This is a genomic window from Heyndrickxia sp. FSL K6-6286 (assembly GCF_038630395.1).
Classification (GTDB): Bacteria; Bacillota; Bacilli; order Bacillales; family Bacillaceae_C; genus Heyndrickxia; species Heyndrickxia oleronia.
Window position 1 is genome coordinate 5105426 of record NZ_CP152029.1, and the last position, 16994, is coordinate 5122419.

The window sequence follows — 16994 nt, forward strand, 5'->3', positions numbered from 1 at the left end:
CATTAAATCTATGTGAAAAGGAACGTTTCTATGCTACTAGGATTAATCATTATTTTACTATGTGTTTTACTATTACCATTTTCTATTAAGTTTGTAGAGCATAATTTGGAAGTCTTTTTATTCATAATGGGACTAGCTGCTGTATTAGTCAGTGGAGTGTTAGATAGACCCTTAATAATGAAGGCATTAGAGGATCCCATTAAGATTACTTTAGCAGTCTTCATTGCAGGATTATTGTTTAAATGGCTACAGCGACCACTTGAGAAAATCATTCAAAGCATCAGTCGTGCAGTTCCATATCCACTTTTTTTCGCCTTGATTGTTATTCTATTGGGTCTCATTTCGAGTATTATCACTGCAATAATTGCTGCACTCATATTGGTATTAATCGTTAGTGTTCTTCGTCTAGATCGAAAGTCAGAACTTCGCCTAGTTGTCTTAGCCTGTTTCTCCATTGGGTTAGGGGCTGCTTTAACACCCATTGGTGAGCCTTTATCTACACTTGCAATTAGTAAGCTACATGCAGACTTCTTCTATTTAATTCATTTAATTGGACCGGAAGTGATATCAGCTGTTGTTATCTTTGGTCTATTAGCTGCGATTTTAGTAAAGCCGAAAAATGATGAGAACGGACTGAAGAGTGATCAGTCGGCCGAAGGATATGGTGAAATAATTATTCGAGCACTAAAGATCTATCTCTTTGTAATGGGGCTCACGTTACTAGGGGCTGGATTTGAGCCATTAATTAAAGAGTACTTACTAGATTTAAGTCCATTCGTCTTATATTGGATTAATATGATCTCGGCAATATTGGATAATGCTACATTAGCTGCAGCTGAAATTAGCCCTGCAATGGATGGAGCAACGATTAAAGCAATTCTACTCGGACTCCTAATAAGTGGTGGAATTCTTGTACCAGGAAATATACCAAATATTATTGCAGCTGGAAAATTAAAAATTTCTAGTAAAGAGTGGGCAAAGTTCGGAATTCCAGTAGGGTTAAGTGCCATGGTTATATACTTTATTGTGCTTTTTCTTATTAGCTAGTGCTCTTTTCAACAGCTTTGTTTCTATTCTTAAAAATCACCTTTATTCATCTATTTGAAAAGACTAAACGAAAAAAAGGAATGGAGTATCTTATTAGATCATCCATTCCCTTTTTCATTTATTCTAATCCTTTTGCTGCTTCTTTTACCATCTCTGTTACAGACTCTAAGCCTCCACCTGATAAGTACCAATAGCCAGGATCAAGGTAAACAATTTTATTATTTTTATATGCATTCGTTTTCTTGACTAAATCGTTCTCAATGACTTGTTTTGCATTATTACCTTCGCCGACTGCTGCATCACGGTCGATAACATATAGTATGTCAGGATTTTTTTCTGTAATAAATTCCATTGAAATATTTTGTCCATGAACAGGATCAGCCTCTAGATCCTTTGTCACAGCTTTAACACCAAAAACATCATGTATTAATCCAAATCTAGATGATGGTCCATAAGCAGTTACCTTACCACCACTTGCTAATGTAATTAATGCTTTTGCATCACTTGCATCTGCTTTTTCTTTTAAGTCAGCAATATCTTTATCTATAGAAGCTAATTCCTTATCTGCTTGCTCTTCCTTACCAAAAATCTCTCCAATTGTCTTTACATTCTCTTTAAATGAATTCATATATTTATTCGTATCTACACCCATGAAAATAGTTGGTGCAATTTCAGAAAACTTATCATAAGAATCTTGTTGGCGACCAGAAATGATAATTAAATCTGGCTGAATTTCATTAATTGCTTCAAAATCCGGTTCTTTTAATCCACCTACATTACTATATTTAGAATCCTTGTAAGCATCTAAATAAGATGGAAGATTTTTTTGTGGAACACCTACTACAGAATCACTAAGACCTAATTTATCTAATGTATCTAAAGTACCCATATCAAAAACTACTACTTTTTTCGGATTTTTCTGTACTGGTGTTTCTCCAAGCTGATGTTTAATGGTTAATACCTCAGATTTACTTTCTGACTTGCCTTCTGATTTTGAACCAGATGTGTTGTCACCTTTAGTTGTTCCACATGCAACTGCAAATACCGCTAGTACTGCTATGATAAAAAATAAGGATAATTTCTTTTTCATGTTTACACCTCTTTTAATAGTTTTCATAATTTATAAAAATTGTAATTGAAACATTCCAAGCAAATGAAATTCATTCTCAATATGGAATATAAAAACTGAACACGAAGGCGCCATCCGTGAATTCAGTTATTAGGTTTAATTGTTACAATCACAATACTTTATCAGTAGGAAATATTCCCTTATGCATAATAAACAGCAATTCTATTTTCATTTATATTTTGAATGGCTATATCCATTTCATATATATCACCGAGAATGGATGAGTCAATTATATGATCAGTAGGACCGTCTTGAATAACTTTTCCATCCTTTAATGCCACAACATGATCTGAGTAACAAGAAGCAAAGTTGATATCATGGATAACAATGACAACGGTCTTTCCTAATTCATCTGTTAGCTTTCTTAGTACTTTCATGATTTGAACAGAGTGTTTCATATCCAAATTATTCAATGGTTCATCTAATAGGATGTATTCTGTGTTTTGAGCAATAACCATCGCGATATACGCACGTTGTTGTTGCCCGCCACTTAATTGATCCAAGAATTTATGTTGAATATCTTCTAATTCCATATAGGCAATCGCCTCATCAACATACACCCAATCCTCTTTCGTTAGCTTCCCTTGTGAATAAGGAAAACGACCAAATGAAACCAATTCTCTAACTGTTAAGCGAATATTAATATGATTAGATTGTTTTAGAATGGACATTTTTTTCGCTAACAGATTGGATTTACATTTACTGATATCTTTACCATCAATTAAAATTTCGCCACTATCTCTCGAAATTAATCGACTCATCATTGATAACAGAGTACTTTTCCCCGCTCCATTTGGACCGATGAAGGAAGTGATCTTCCCTTTTTCTATATTCAAAGAGACATTTTCGACTACACTCTTGTTCCCGTATGTTTTTGAAACATTTCTGATCTCAATCATGCTCGACTCTCCTTTAAAAGTAGATAGATAAAATAGACTCCGCCGATAAAATTAATAATGACACTCAATGTTGTAGAGAATGTAAATACTCGCTCTACAATTAATAATCCCCCTATTAAAGCAATAATACTTATTAAAATGGAGCCAGTTATTAAGTATGAATGCTTGTAGGTTTTTAAAAATTGATAAGATACATTTGCCACGAGTAATCCCAAAAATGTAATAGGACCTATTAATGCTGTAGAGATGGAAATGAGAATCGCCACGACAATTAAGAGACGTTTGACGACGTAATCATAATCCACACCTAGATTAATAGCCTCCTCCCTACCTAATGATAGGACATCTAGGAATTTTATAAATCTAATAAAATATAGACCAATTAAAATCACCAAAACAAACGAGATCGTTAATAAATCGGTATTTATATTGTTAAAGCTTGCAAACATTCGATCTTGAACAACCATAAAATCATTCGGATCAATGATCACTTGCATAAACGATGAAAAGCTTTGAAATAATGTCCCCATTACAAGACCAACTAGTAAAAGAAAATAAATATTTTGGCCTTCTTTTTTAAACAAGAATTTATATAATAATCCTGCAAAGACGACCATTAATGCGACACAGAGAAGAAAGTTTAAGTTTTTATTCATCACAGTCGCACTGGTTGCACCAAAGACAAAAATTAAAAAAGTTTGGATTAACATGTAAAGAGAATCTAACCCGATAATACTTGGCGTTAATATTTTATTATTCGTGATTGTTTGAAAGATGACGGTTGAAAATGCGATGGAACCACCAGTTAAGATAATTGCTAATATTTTTATGCCTCGTTTTGGCAGTACATACGCTGGAAAATTCCCCATTTCTGTAAACATAAAAATGCTCACTAAAATGACTGACACAACTGCTAGGATCAATAATTTGACTTTATTACGCATATGCCTTTCTCCTCATAAGTAAGTAAAGGAAAATACCACTTCCTATTACACCAACCGTTAATCCAATTGGAATTTCATATGGATAAATGATGATGCGGCCTAAAATGTCACAGAACAACAAGAACACGGCACCTAATAGGGCAGTTTGAGAAAGGTTTTTCTTTAAATTGTCACCGTTATAAATGGAAACAATATTTGGAACAACCAACCCAAGGAATGGAATTGTCCCTACAGTTAACAATACTGAGGTTGCAGATAATGCCACAATTACCAATCCAATATTTACAACAACCTTATAATTTAAGCCAAGATTTACAGCAAAATCTTCTCCCATACCTGCTAATGTAAATTTACCTGCAAATAAATACGCTAGGATAAGCAGAGGAATACTGATATAGATCATTTCATATCTCCCTGACATTACCATGGAGAAATCCCCCTGCAGCCATGATGATATACTCTGTATCAAATCATGCTTATAAGCAAAAAACGTGGTAATCGAGCTAATAATATTCCCGAACATTAAACCAACAAGTGGAATAAAGATGGCATCCTTGAACTTAATTTTATCTAGAACCTTCATAAACACGAATGTTCCTATAAGTGCAAATAAAGAAGCTAACACCATTTTTTCCAGCATACTGGCTGACGAGAAAATAATTAAGGAAACAAGAATCCCTAATCTCGCAGAATCCATCGTTCCAGCAGTCGTTGGTGATACAAACTTATTCCGGGATAACTGCTGCATAATCAAACCACATATACTCATACTAGCTCCAGCTAATATCAAACTAACTAATCTTGGCAATCTGCTAATAAGCAAAATGTCTTTTTGTTCATCAGTAAGATGAAAAATATCAAGTGGTGTAATATTTTGAACACCTACAAATAATGAAATAATTGATAGAACAATAAACATGAGTATTAAAACTACTTTTTTCATAGAAAACCTAACTTCCCTTTAGCTGGCTATGATATATGTACCTTGAATTCTATGACAATGAGATTCATTATCATTTAATTTTATAAAAAATAACCGATAAACGGAAACCAAACAGAATACTTTATTTAAAACTATGCACCATTTATCAATGATATTCATTATCATTTACATTTTTATTTTATCAGTTTAAATCTCCCTGTCAATCCGTTTCCATAAAATTATATGCTAGTATTTTTGAATTTCACAAAATTGTCTATTCTGGCTTTAATAATACGATATAAGTAGAGAAACAATAAAAAACTCCTATTTCATGACCACGATCTTTTTTAGTCATTTTTGCTTTTTATAATTCCTCTCCCAATCCGTACAATTAATCCGAAAAAGAGTCCAATTCCAGCTAATATATAGATCATTGTAAAAATCTTTCCGAAAGCTGTTTCTGGGACAAAATCAGGATGACCAATCGTACTTAAGGTTACAAAGCAGAAATAGAGTGAGTCGATAACACTTAAACCTTCTACTTTCGTATAAAAAATAGTACCAGAAAGAAGGATAGCTATAATTAATACAAATATAACTTGAAATTCCTTCTCCTTAAATGAATGAAATAATCCATGAAAAAGTCTTTTCAACGTGAGTAAAAAAGAAACCACTAGAGTCCCCCCTTGATGTATATTTCTAATTATCTATTTTAGTGTTCTTCATAGAGATAAGTAAAACGAAAACTAATTATCATTTAGTATGTGACAGCACAACTCTTTTCATAAATAATAGCTCAAACATTATTATTCATTGGTGAAGCTTTTCTAGTAAAGAATGGTTCAAATTCTGAAAAACCCGTCACTACACTAGAAGTGAGCTGCAAACCTTCCATAGAACCTCCGAACCCCTTTTTAGGTATAGATACCGACAGTAGAGATATTTAAAAGCAATAAACAATTCGAAGACAGCCAAAATAAAAAGAGGCTGGGACAAAACCCACCTCTGAGATGAAAAAGCCGGTGAAATTTTACGACAAGTAAAATTTCACCGGCTTTGATTATTTTTTTAACAAAAATAAGGACCACTTCTGATAAAATTAAGTCACCACAACAAAATTATACAGAAAGAAGGATCCTTATGTTTAAAAATTATACCATGAATCAATTAGTTTTGCCTTTAGATTTAGAAGTAAAATTACAAAAAAATGATATTGCCTTTCATATCCATCATCTAGTTGAAAGTATTCCTCATGAAGTTTTCGAACCATTTCTGCGAAATGAGGGCTATCCTGCTTATCATCCACGCATGATGCTTAAAATTATTTTATGTGCCTACACCCAATCTGTCTTTTCAGGGCGAAAAATTGAAGCCCTATTAAAAGACAGTATCCGGATGATGTGGCTATCACAAGGGTATGAACCAAGCTACCGTACAATCAATCGATTCCGTGTTCATTCAGATGTGAAAGAATTAATTCGCCAATGTTTCGTCCAATTTCGTTGCCAATTAATCGAAGAAAAACTAATCGATCAAGAAGCAATTTTTATTGATGGTACAAAGATTGAAGCAAATGCGAATAAATTTACGTTTGTCTGGAAGAAATCGATTGAGAAATATCATCACAGTTTAATTGAAAGGTCAAACCAGCTATATAACGAGCTACTTGAGAACGAAATTATACCTGAAATTGAACGGGAAGGTGATGAACAATTATCATTGAAAGAGCTCGCTCAATTGGTAGGAAAAGTGGACAATGTCGTAGCTGAGTATGATAAACAAATTAAGGAATCATCAGACGTTCCAGAACGAAAAGCTTTAAGAAGTGAACGCAAATACCCGAAACAAGTGCGTAAACAGTTGATTGATTTTGTCTTACGAAAACAAAAATATCAACGAGACTTTGAAATTTTAGGCACACGTAATAGCTATTCCAAAACAGATCTGGACGCGACATTTATGCGAATGAAAGATGATTATATGCAAAACGGACAATTGAAAGCTGGTTACAATGTACAAATCGCAACAGAAGGGCAATACACGCTTGCCTATAGTTTATTTTCAAACCCAACAGATACACGTACGTTAATTCCATTTCTTGATGAAATCGAGAACCATTATTTCGTGTTACCGAAACATATTGTCGCAGATGCAGGTTATGGTAGTGAACAAAACTATAATGATATCCTTTTGAACAGAAAACGAGAAGCACTGATTACGTATAATCTGTATTTGAAGGAGCAAAAGAAAAAGTACAAACAAAACCCATTGAATCCCGACAACTGGCAGTATTGTGAAGAAACAGATACATATATATGCCCTAACCAGAAACGTCTTGAATTTCAATATCATTCTGTCCGTACTGATCGTACGGGATTCCAACGAAGGTTCAAGATCTACGAGTGTGAGGACTGTTCGGGATGTCCATTCCGTTCATCATGTACAAAAGCGAAAGAAGGCAACAATCGAAAACTAATGGTGAATGAACAATGGGAACAACAAAAAGTATATGTGAGAGCGAAGCTTTCAGAAGAGAAAACGAGCTCCATCTATCGAAAACGCAAAATCGATGTGGAACCAGTTTTTGGATTCTTGAAGGCTAATTTACGTTTCACTCGATTTTCTGTACGAGGAAAATCGAAGGTAGAAAATGAAATGGGACTCGCATTAATGGCCGTGAATTTAAGAAAATTCACGGCCAAACAACTACGGTAATAGAAGAATTAACACACAAAAATAGGAAAAGTTGAATTTGAGTTCGCTCAAATTCAACTTTTTCACTATTTGAAGCTAGTTATGTCCCAGCCTCCTTATAATACTTTACCCAAAAACGACTTTGTCCTCTCATGCTGAGGATGTTCAAATAATTCCTTTGGAGTATTTTCTTCGACAATATATCCTCCGTCCATAAAGATCACACGATCTCCTACCTCTTTTGCGAAGCCCATCTCATGGGTAACAACGACCATTGTCATCCCTTCCTTCGCTAGCTGTTTCATAACTTCCAACACTTCCCCTACCATCTCAGGATCAAGGGCAGAGGTAGGCTCGTCAAATAACATGATCTTTGGTTCCATTGCTAAAGCCCTCGATATCGCAACACGCTGCTTCTGTCCACCCGATAACGAATCAGGATAAACATTCGCTTTATCTTCCAATCCGACTTTTTTTAATAGTTCCATCGCTTTGGATTTTGCTTTATCTTTATCCCATTTTCTGACCGTCATTGGAGCCATCATAATATTTTCTAATACTGTTTTATGAGGGAATAAATTAAATTGCTGGAATACCATTCCAACCTCTTTGCGAATATCATTAATGTTAATCTTTTTTGCCGATATATCCGTTCCTTCAATATATACATGGCCAGCAGTAATCGTTTCAAGCAGATTCAAACAACGGAGGAAAGTGGATTTTCCTGAACCAGAAGGTCCTATCACAACTACAACTTCTTGAGGCTTTATCTCTATATTAATATCCTTTAATACTTCATTTTCACCAAAGGACTTTTTTAAATTTTGAACAGAAATCATTCTTTTGCAAACCTTCTCTCTAAATATTGAATTAGGTAGGTTAATGATAAGGTTAGGATAAGATAGATCACCGCAACGGTTAAATAAGGTTCCCACACTCTCATATAGGCCCCTTGTGCAGCACGCCCCCAATATAAAAGTTCTGGGGCAGCAATGATAGCTGCTAAGGAGGACTCCTTCAATAATACAATAAACTCATTTCCAAGTGGTGGAATCATTCGTTTAAATGCCTGTGGCAAGATAACCTTTTTCATTGCCTGTACATGACTCATACCTAATGAACGGGCTGCCTCCATTTGTCCTTTATCTATCGACTGAATTCCTGCGCGGAAAATTTCTGCGATATATGCAGCAGAATTAAGAGATAATGCAACAATTGCTGAAATAATCGGATTAACTGGTTTCATAAAGATTGGCATGACACCAAAATGAATAATGAGAATCTGTACAAATAGGGGAGTACCTCTAAAAACATTAATATACCAAATGAACGGGAAGCGAATTAGCTTCTTTGACATCTTTCCCATTCCAATAAACAATCCGAGAATCAACCCTAACACGATTCCTGCAAGTGATAATGCGATTGTAAGTAATGTTCCTTTAAGGAAAAAAGGTAAATATTCCTGAACAATGTCAAATTGAAAATTCATAGTATTGCTCCTTTTTGAAGGGTCAGATATAAAGAAGGGACTGTCTTATAGGTCGGACCCTATGATTTACATGACAGTCCCTATTCTTAAATTTACTTACTTTTCTTGTGCAGCTTTTAATGTATCGACATCTGGCTCTGTACCAAACCACTTTTTGTAAATTTCTGTATATGTTCCATCATCCAGGATTTTATTCAATGCTTGATCAAACTTTGCTTTTAACTTACTATCCTTATGGAACATGATTCCGTAATATTCCGGTGTAAAGTTTGTTCGATCATCAATCGTTTTTACATTTTTATCAGGATTTTTTTCTACATATTCTTTCGCAACGGCATAATCCGTTACCACTGCTTCTACATCACCATTTTCCAATGCCATGAACGCCATAGCTGAAGTTTCATATTTTAATATATTCTTATTATTTTCCCCAAATAAGGCCTCACTTGCCATTTGGCCCGTTGTTCCATTCTGTACCCCAATCCTTTTATCCTTTAAATCCTTTGCATTCTCAATAGGTGAATCTTTTGGAGCAACAATCATATTAATAGATTCAAAATAAGGATGTGAAAAGTCATAGGTTTTCAATCTTTTTTTATTAATTGTTATCCCTGCCATACCGATATCAATACTTTCATCCTGAACACCAGCCATCATGGTGTCCCAACCAGTATTTTTTATTTTCACTTCATACCCAGCCTCTTTTGCCACAGCATTTAAGAGATCTACATCAAAGCCCGTAACCTTCCCTTTTTTCATAAATTCAAATGGTGCAAAAGTAGCCTCTGTACCCACGCTCAACGTTTTATTATCCGAACCATTTGAGTTTGCTTCCTTCGAACCTTGTCCACAAGCTGAAAGTATAAATATACAACATACTATTAAAACCATACTAATTTTAGCGGTCATTTTATACATATTTATTCATCCACCTTAATTTTTATTTATTTGTTAGTAAAAATAATAAACTGTAAACCTATCTTTTTCAACACTTATTTTTATATTTCATATAATTTCTATTATTCAATTGCATAAATTATGCATACTAAATGCATAATTTATAGGATAAATAAAAGGCAATCATTAATGGAACAAAGATTAGTTAAGTAGAAATTAATTGAAGCTCGAATAAAAAAGGCATCAAAGCGATGCCCTTTTATTGTCAATATAATGTTTTGTTCTGCCCACCGATTTGGATATGAGTCACATTTTTCTTGTATATGTGGAGACAGATTTTCAATAATAGAAACTATTTCCTATATTCTTCATCTAGTTTTGCGATTTTTTGTTTCAGATCCATCAGCTTTTGCTTAAATATTTCTTTTTGCTGTTGGTCATCAGGAGCCTCTTCGGCAATAAGGTTTGTAAGCTGAAGTTCAAGGATACTTTTTTCGTTATTCAGCTTTTGAAGATCATTGGATGCAGGGGCTGTATTTGCCCACTCATCATAGGTACCTGGATAGTCCACTGTCTCTCCATCCCCTAATGCAATAACTCGATTAGCTACCTTTCTCAATAAAAATGAATCATGAGAAACCATTATCACTGCACCTGGATACATAGCTAAAGCTTCTTCAATTCGTTCCCTCGTTTCAATATCCAAATAATTCGTTGGCTCATCAAATACAAGTAAATTGGCCTGTGAAAAATAAAGCTTCACAAAAGCGACGCGACACTTCTCACCCATGCTCAAGTCTTTTACCTTTTTAAACACATCCTCTCTATGGAAAAGGAAACAAGCCAATATCGTTCTCGCCTCTGTTTGTGTCATGTTTGGTAAGGATAGAACCTGTTCAAGGATGGTCTCCTCTCCATTCAATCCTTCTAATTCCTGCATGAAATAGCCAATTTTTAATTGTGGATTTCTCTTCACTTCACCATTGCATGGCTCTAATTTCCCAGTTAATAATTTTAATAAAGTAGTTTTTCCAGTACCATTCCGTCCAATAATGGCTATTCGATCACCGCGTTTTACAATTAAAGAAAGTTGATCAAAAAGAGGGAGTTCACTACAATATGAAAAAGAAACATCTGTTAAAGCCAACATCGTTCTACTCGAAAATTCTTCCGCGTCTATGCTATAATTTAATTTTTTAGATTCAACGGGCTTTTCGATCCGATTGTTTTCTAAACGTTCTAAAGCTTTTTCTTTAGCTTTTAGTCGCGTCATATTTTTATTGGCTTTTTTCTTAGCAAAAGGATCCCGTTCACTTGCAGCTGCATGTGCTTTCTCAAACCACTGTCTATACTGGTTTACTGCTTCCACTAACTTTTTTCTTTCAGTTTCCTGTTTTTGGTATTGGGCCTCTAGTGTTTTTTGCTCAAACTGCTTTTGCTCACGATAAAACGAATATCCTCCCTCATATTTTTTTGTTCCTTTATTTGTTAACTCATAGGTTACTGTCGCTACCCGATCAATAAATTCCCGCTCATGTGAGGTAAAAAGGACTCCTCCTTTATATTGCGAAATCCAGTAGACAAGCCAATCGATGGATTCTGCGTCCAAGTGATTAGTCGGTTCATCTAAAATTAACAATTTCGGCTGCTTCACCATAACTCTAGCAAGCTTTGCTCGTGTTTTTTGCCCCCCACTCAATGTTAAAAAGGATTGTGCCCAAAGTTGTTCCGGCAAGCCAACTTTATATAGTTGTTTATCAATAGCTGCCTGCCAATCATATCCGTTCAAATCTAGATACTGCTGAAAGTTTTCCATATAGTCATCAGCGAAATTACTTTCAGTTTCATATTTCTTTAATTTCCTTTTAAGTTCATATAACTTTTCATTTTCCTTTTCAATAAACTCTCTCGTTGTTATTTGACCATCGTCAATGGATACTTGATCCATCCAACCAACTTCATTTGCTTTCAATTTTGATTGAATGATTCCTTTAGCAATAGGGATTACGCCCATCAATCCTTTAATGAAAGTTGTTTTTCCTACTCCATTATTTCCGATTAGGGCAATCCGTTCGCCTTCACATATTTCCAATGAAGCCTTTTCAAACAATGTATTTGCATTTATTTCAATACTTACATCTTCTGCTTTTAATAAAAACATAAACAGCCACCACCTTCTTTTTTAAGGCTCTTTTCACAAACATTGTTGCTATTTAGGTAATGCTTTAACTAATAAAAACGGATTAAAGATCGACCAGTCGCTCATTCCACTGAGTAAAGTGCTGCAAACTTCATCAGACATCTAATCCGTTTATTAGGTGTAAAAGCTATTAATATGGCTTTAACCCAAGCAACAAACGATATGAAAACAGTCTTTTTTAGCAAAAAAACACAGGGCATCTGCCTGTGTTTGAAATAGTGATGGTTACAAATTTAAAGAACTCAAAAAAACTATAGTTCTCCTATAAATCATACCGTTCTTTTTAGAATTGAAGTACCTAAATATAGACATACGTATCCTATCACTTGCCTCAACAGGCAGAGCCACTTTTTCGTATAAAATTATTTTCGAAAAAAGTGTAAGGAAATCATAATGTCTAATTTAGATACTTCCTTCCATGTAGTTACCAATAATATACCCCAATTCTCAGAAAACATCAACTCTATGCCTGAAAAAAGGGCTTAGCCAATGAAATAACTTTATGCATATGTTTCTGTTTCTACTGGCTCTTCTTCTTTTGGATGTGAATTCCTCATGATCATTGGATATAGTATTAAACCTATTACAAACAAACCTATGCCTAATAAGAAGGTTTTCATATCGGCTGTTCCTGTTTTAATTACCCATATAGAGTATACAAAAGCTAGCACTGTAATAATTCCATCCTTCAAGCGAGAGCCTGTTACGACATCATATGTTTCACCTGTAATTACTAGCTTCATTTGATAAATTGCTGACACTAAATAAGGATTTAAATAAGCAAGAGTTGCCACAACGATAGCAAAATTATAGGCTTGAGTAACTGTACCCGAGATAGTAGAAAATAGAAATATTTGTGTCATTACATTGGTGATTGTTAAAGAATTCTTCGGACTCCCTGTTTTATTCGTTTTGGCAAAAACAGCTGGAAATAATCCATTCTTTGCAGCCTGATAAGGGACTTCAGAACTTACTACAATCCAACCAACAGTTGATCCAAATAATGAAATAAGAGCTAAAACGGCCATGATATACGTTCCATTACTTCCAATTACTTCTCCAAGTGCATCCACTAATGGTTTTTGTGATTCCCTTAACGCTTCTTGAGATAAGGCACCCATCGTTAGTAGGGTAATTCCGATATAAATAACTAAGGAAATGACTAGACCAAGGATCGTTGCAGTTTTCACATCCCTTTGTGATTTCGCCCGATTTGAAAGCATAACAGCAGATTCAATCCCTATAAAAGCCCAAAGCGTAGCAATCGCTGCAGCATTTACTTGTCCACCTAATGAAAAAGATTTCCCTGAAGCATCGACAAATTCCTTTGCACTTCCTAAGTTTGCTTTATCAAAGATAAAAAGTGTAAAAATAATAAATAACGCAAAACCTATCACTTTTGTAATTGTAGCCATTAAGTTCATTTTCCCGGCACTATTAAAACTTTTAGAGAGAATCCATTGAATCCCCCATAGCATAATCGAACAGATGATAAAGGTGATCGTTTTTCCATACTCTAATTCGAAGGACCCTAATGAGAACAAGACTTTTTTACTTTGCATTATTGGAAAAAAGGTAGTTAAATATCCTGCAAATGAAATAATGACAGATGCTGTGGCAGCCCAATTTGCAGCCCAGTAGCCCCATGCCATACTATAGCCTGCAACTTTACCTGCTTTTGGTGAAGAAAATAAGTTTTGTGCATAACTTTGTGGACCAGCCTTTAAATTAGGCTTTCTAATCGCTAGGTTACCAAAAACAAGGGCAATCATAAATACACCTAAACCTGTAGCCACCCAAGCAATCGTAGATCCCAATGGACTTGAAACTTGAGCTAGATTAGCTGGAAGCATGAAAATCCCGCCACCTACCATATTCCCTACAACGAAGGTTGTTAATATCCATAGTCCCCATTTATTGTTATTCATGCTGCCTCACCTTTCTATATATAAATTCTATAAAACCGAATATCTCTATTAATTTGTTATCATTATATAATATTCCTTTACTTTAGTAAAGTGGTAAATTAATAAATTACTAAACGATAAACCATCTTTCCCTCTATACCACATGGCTTTTTTTGTATAATAAAAAATGAAATACTCTATTTACTGTAGGGAGAGTTGAAGAACATGCAAGAAAATAACAGATTAATCGTATTTGATTTAGATGGAACTTTATATGAAGACACACACCACTTTGATTATTATGCAAAAAAACTATGTGAAAAACTTAGTGAGCCGAAAAGGAAACTTTTTACACATGATTACCAAGCAGTACTAGAAGGAAAGCATCCATTAAAAATGGGAACAATTTTTGATGTGGAAAAAGATCTCATATTAACCCAGGACCACGGAAGAGTAACCTATGCCTGTACATGGGAAGGGAAACCACTAGAGCAAGAAACCGTAGAAAAATTTTATCCTTCTACTTTAAATTTTGACTTCCACTCTATATTAAACATCGGAGATTTATGGTGGATTCCAGCAGCAATCGCTAGACATTATGGGATTACTGATCAAGATGCGGAATGTTCCTTTATAGAAACTCGTGAATACATGATGTCCCCGAGGTTTCAAATGAGAGAAGTCCCAGATTTTAAACAGGTGCTTAAACAATTAGCAATTCACTCAAAGCTCATTTTGCTAACAAACTCCCCGAAAAGAGATAGTGAAGTGCTCCTATCAAAACTAGGTTTCCAACACCTGTTTGATAAAAAAATCTTTGATGGAAAAAAACCTATGAAAACCAAGGAACATATAAAGATGATTAAGGAATCATATCTGGTGGAATATAACCAAATACTAAGTATAGGAGATAATGCTATTAATGAAATTTCTCCCGCGAAGGAATTAGGCTGCCAAACTATATTAATTGACCCTCATGGAATTAGTGCACCTTCGCAGGCAGATAGAATTGTCAAAAATTTAACTGAACTCGTTGATATATTAAAACAAATATGCCAATCATAATTTTATAAGATAATAAAAGTATCCTTTTCTTTAGAGGGGTTCTTTTATTTGTCTTAGGCTGGTTTCGTATAGTTTGTTGTTTTTTGCCGGCTTTTGCTTATTTGTTCACCATACTTTGTATAGTAAAATTTTTGAGTGTCTGCTCTAATTTATTTGATAAATCATTCAATGCGGCTGCTTCATTTAGCATTTCTTCCATGGAAGCTTGTTGTTCTTCTGATGCAGCTGTCACTTGTTGTATCGATCTTGCAAAATCCTGAGATATCGCTGAAATATTACTTATTTGTAGAACCCCATCCTTTGTCTGTGAATGAACATGACTCACAATTTTTGAAACATCTTCTGTCTCACCAGTAACAACACTGACAGCATTCGTGATATCTACAAATGCTTCTTCTGTTTGTTGCACCATATCAATTCCTTCTTTTAGTTCTGCTAACCCGTTTTTCATAGCCATTACCACATCTTCCGTTTCGTTCCGTATTTCATCAGTAATTTCTTTTATTTTTAATACAGCTTGTCCCGACTGATTAGATAGTTTTTTCACTTCTTGTGCTACGACGGAAAAACCTTTTCCATGTTCACCAGCACGAGCTGCTTCAATCGTTGCATTCAATGATAATAGATTCGTATGATTGGCTAACTCTTGAATGAGATTGAGAATATGGTCAATCTGATTGGACTTTTCATTTAAAGCATGAATCAATTGGGCTGTACTCTCTATTGATCCATTAACTAGCTTTATTTGTTCAACTGTGCGATCTACTAACTGATTCCCAGTCTTCGCTTTTCGAAATGCAATTTGACTGGACTCTTTTACTTTATGAATGGAATGAGAGACTTGATCCATCTTGTTAGCAATTTTAAAGACGTCATTGGTAACACGTTCCGCGGACTTAACTTGTACTTCGGATCCTCCTACTACCTCTTCCATCGCAATAGCAATTTGTTCTGATGCAGATTTTGAGTCTGAGGCTGTCATTCTCATTCTTTCAGATGATATTGTCACTCGATTTGCACTTTCCTCTAGTTGATAAATGATCGAGTGCAGGCGATCCACCATTTGATTAAAACCTGATTCTAATAAATTTAGCTCCTTACTAGAATGGCTTAATCCAATTCTTGCTCGTAAATCGCCACTAGAGACTTTCCCCATTAAATCTTTTAAATATAGGATTGGTTTCGTTACTCTCCGAATGGTAAAGAAACCAACTAGACTGGCGATTATTACAGTAATTGACGTTATCACAACCAACATTATTCTATAGTTATTTACTAGTTGTAAATAATCATGATCTTTCAATGCAATGATATAGTACGCACCATCTAACTCTACTTGTTGAGCGAAGGCGATCATCATCCCTTGATCATGAATAATCCCTTGGCGTTGTTGAATAATTTGCTTGATATTATTTTTTGTAAGCTTTGGAATTGAATCACGGTATTCCGTAAATAGCTCAATGGTTTGATCCTTTGTCAGTTTAAATTGCATAGGAGACAAACTAGATGATCGAAATCTATTTTTATTTTGAGTTAAAGCATAGGATAACTTTTTATCAAATTGCTGTTTCGGGACAGTGGCTTTTAACATTGTAATTTTTTCACTTATTACTTCTACTGAGGCTTGTAGCTGTTGTTCTGTCGATTGAACAGTTATTTGCTTATTTTTTGTATAACTGAAATAAGCAATGATTACAGAGGACAAAATAATGACTAGTATAATAGGCAAAATCAAAACAGTTCGCAGGCTAAGCTTATGAAGAAATGGCATTGTATCTTTCCCCTTGGTATAATTTTCTTA

At 34.7% G+C, this 16994-nt stretch carries 14 protein-coding genes; 3 read left to right on the top strand and 11 right to left on the bottom strand.

Annotation, left to right across the window (positions count from 1 at the left end):
- Positions 1-30: 30 nt before the first annotated feature.
- Positions 31-1047, top strand: coding sequence for a DUF1646 family protein (locus tag MHI39_RS25565; RefSeq protein ID WP_058006805.1), 1017 nt, complete (start codon positions 31-33; stop codon positions 1045-1047).
- Between the two features lie 118 nt (positions 1048-1165).
- On the opposite strand, the gene MHI39_RS25570 is transcribed toward MHI39_RS25565, so the two are convergent.
- The 5 genes from MHI39_RS25570 to MHI39_RS25590 all read right to left on the bottom strand — a co-directional run bounded on the left by MHI39_RS25570 (position 1166) and on the right by MHI39_RS25590 (position 5615).
- A complete protein-coding gene (locus MHI39_RS25570; RefSeq protein ID WP_058006804.1) occupies positions 1166-2137 on the bottom strand; it encodes a siderophore ABC transporter substrate-binding protein in 972 nt (323 codons plus the stop codon).
- 179 nt (positions 2138-2316) lie between these two features.
- A complete protein-coding gene (locus MHI39_RS25575) occupies positions 2317-3075 on the bottom strand; it encodes an ABC transporter ATP-binding protein (RefSeq protein ID WP_058006803.1) in 759 nt (252 codons plus the stop codon).
- A complete protein-coding gene (locus MHI39_RS25580; protein WP_058006802.1) occupies positions 3072-4019 on the bottom strand; it encodes an iron chelate uptake ABC transporter family permease subunit in 948 nt (315 codons plus the stop codon). The genes MHI39_RS25575 and MHI39_RS25580 overlap by 4 nt, the downstream gene beginning before the upstream one ends.
- Positions 4012-4962 (bottom strand): ABC transporter permease, encoded by a 951-nt coding sequence (locus MHI39_RS25585; protein WP_058006801.1) that lies wholly within the window; start codon positions 4960-4962, stop codon positions 4012-4014. Before MHI39_RS25585 ends, MHI39_RS25580 begins: the two co-directional genes overlap by 8 nt.
- A gap of 326 nt (positions 4963-5288) precedes the next feature.
- Positions 5289-5615, bottom strand: coding sequence for a potassium channel family protein (locus tag MHI39_RS25590; protein ID WP_058006800.1), 327 nt, complete (start codon positions 5613-5615; stop codon positions 5289-5291).
- 466 nt (positions 5616-6081) lie between these two features.
- On the opposite strand from MHI39_RS25590, the gene MHI39_RS25595 reads away from it, so the two are divergent.
- The gene (locus tag MHI39_RS25595) at positions 6082-7656 is read left to right on the top strand and encodes an IS1182 family transposase (protein ID WP_058006960.1); all 1575 of its coding nucleotides are present in this window, start codon (positions 6082-6084) and stop codon (positions 7654-7656) included.
- Between the two features lie 95 nt (positions 7657-7751).
- Here the strand turns inward: MHI39_RS25595 and MHI39_RS25600 are convergent, their stop codons facing one another.
- From MHI39_RS25600 to MHI39_RS25620, 5 genes are all read right to left on the bottom strand, one after another.
- Positions 7752-8474, bottom strand: coding sequence for an amino acid ABC transporter ATP-binding protein (locus tag MHI39_RS25600; RefSeq protein ID WP_058006161.1), 723 nt, complete (start codon positions 8472-8474; stop codon positions 7752-7754).
- Positions 8471-9124, bottom strand: coding sequence for an amino acid ABC transporter permease (locus MHI39_RS25605; RefSeq protein ID WP_058006160.1), 654 nt, complete (start codon positions 9122-9124; stop codon positions 8471-8473). Before MHI39_RS25605 ends, MHI39_RS25600 begins: the two co-directional genes overlap by 4 nt.
- 96 nt (positions 9125-9220) lie before the next feature.
- On the bottom strand, positions 9221-10042 hold the full coding sequence (locus tag MHI39_RS25610; protein WP_058006159.1) for a basic amino acid ABC transporter substrate-binding protein: 822 nt from the start codon (positions 10040-10042) through the stop codon (positions 9221-9223).
- 331 nt (positions 10043-10373) lie between these two features.
- The gene (gene abc-f / locus MHI39_RS25615; RefSeq protein WP_058006158.1) at positions 10374-12182 is read right to left on the bottom strand and encodes an ABC-F type ribosomal protection protein; all 1809 of its coding nucleotides are present in this window, start codon (positions 12180-12182) and stop codon (positions 10374-10376) included.
- A 539-nt stretch (positions 12183-12721) separates the two neighbouring features.
- Positions 12722-14149, bottom strand: coding sequence for an amino acid permease (locus tag MHI39_RS25620; RefSeq protein WP_342540437.1), 1428 nt, complete (start codon positions 14147-14149; stop codon positions 12722-12724).
- A gap of 204 nt (positions 14150-14353) precedes the next feature.
- On the opposite strand from MHI39_RS25620, the gene MHI39_RS25625 reads away from it, so the two are divergent.
- Positions 14354-15193: an HAD family hydrolase gene (locus MHI39_RS25625; RefSeq protein WP_058006156.1), complete on the top strand. Its 840-nt coding sequence runs from the start codon at positions 14354-14356 to the stop codon at positions 15191-15193.
- Between the two features lie 97 nt (positions 15194-15290).
- On the opposite strand, the gene MHI39_RS25630 is transcribed toward MHI39_RS25625, so the two are convergent.
- Entirely contained in the window at positions 15291-16964 is a 1674-nt protein-coding gene (locus MHI39_RS25630; RefSeq protein ID WP_058006155.1) for a methyl-accepting chemotaxis protein, read from the bottom strand.
- Positions 16965-16994: the final 30 nt, after the last annotated feature.

Coding starts and splice junctions, on each gene's coding strand:
- MHI39_RS25565 (WP_058006805.1), top strand. CDS start 31: ATGCTACTAGGATTAATCATTATTTTACTATGTGTTTTACTATTACCA.
- MHI39_RS25570 (WP_058006804.1), bottom strand. CDS start 2,137: ATGAAAAAGAAATTATCCTTATTTTTTATCATAGCAGTACTAGCGGTA.
- MHI39_RS25575 (WP_058006803.1), bottom strand. CDS start 3,075: ATGATTGAGATCAGAAATGTTTCAAAAACATACGGGAACAAGAGTGTA.
- MHI39_RS25580 (WP_058006802.1), bottom strand. CDS start 4,019: ATGCGTAATAAAGTCAAATTATTGATCCTAGCAGTTGTGTCAGTCATT.
- MHI39_RS25585 (WP_058006801.1), bottom strand. CDS start 4,962: ATGAAAAAAGTAGTTTTAATACTCATGTTTATTGTTCTATCAATTATT.
- MHI39_RS25595 (WP_058006960.1), top strand. CDS start 6,082: ATGTTTAAAAATTATACCATGAATCAATTAGTTTTGCCTTTAGATTTA.
- MHI39_RS25600 (WP_058006161.1), bottom strand. CDS start 8,474: ATGATTTCTGTTCAAAATTTAAAAAAGTCCTTTGGTGAAAATGAAGTA.
- MHI39_RS25605 (WP_058006160.1), bottom strand. CDS start 9,124: ATGAATTTTCAATTTGACATTGTTCAGGAATATTTACCTTTTTTCCTT.
- MHI39_RS25610 (WP_058006159.1), bottom strand. CDS start 10,042: ATGTATAAAATGACCGCTAAAATTAGTATGGTTTTAATAGTATGTTGT.
- abc-f (WP_058006158.1), bottom strand. CDS start 12,182: ATGTTTTTATTAAAAGCAGAAGATGTAAGTATTGAAATAAATGCAAAT.
- MHI39_RS25620 (WP_342540437.1), bottom strand. CDS start 14,149: ATGAATAACAATAAATGGGGACTATGGATATTAACAACCTTCGTTGTA.
- MHI39_RS25625 (WP_058006156.1), top strand. CDS start 14,354: ATGCAAGAAAATAACAGATTAATCGTATTTGATTTAGATGGAACTTTA.
- MHI39_RS25630 (WP_058006155.1), bottom strand. CDS start 16,964: ATGCCATTTCTTCATAAGCTTAGCCTGCGAACTGTTTTGATTTTGCCT.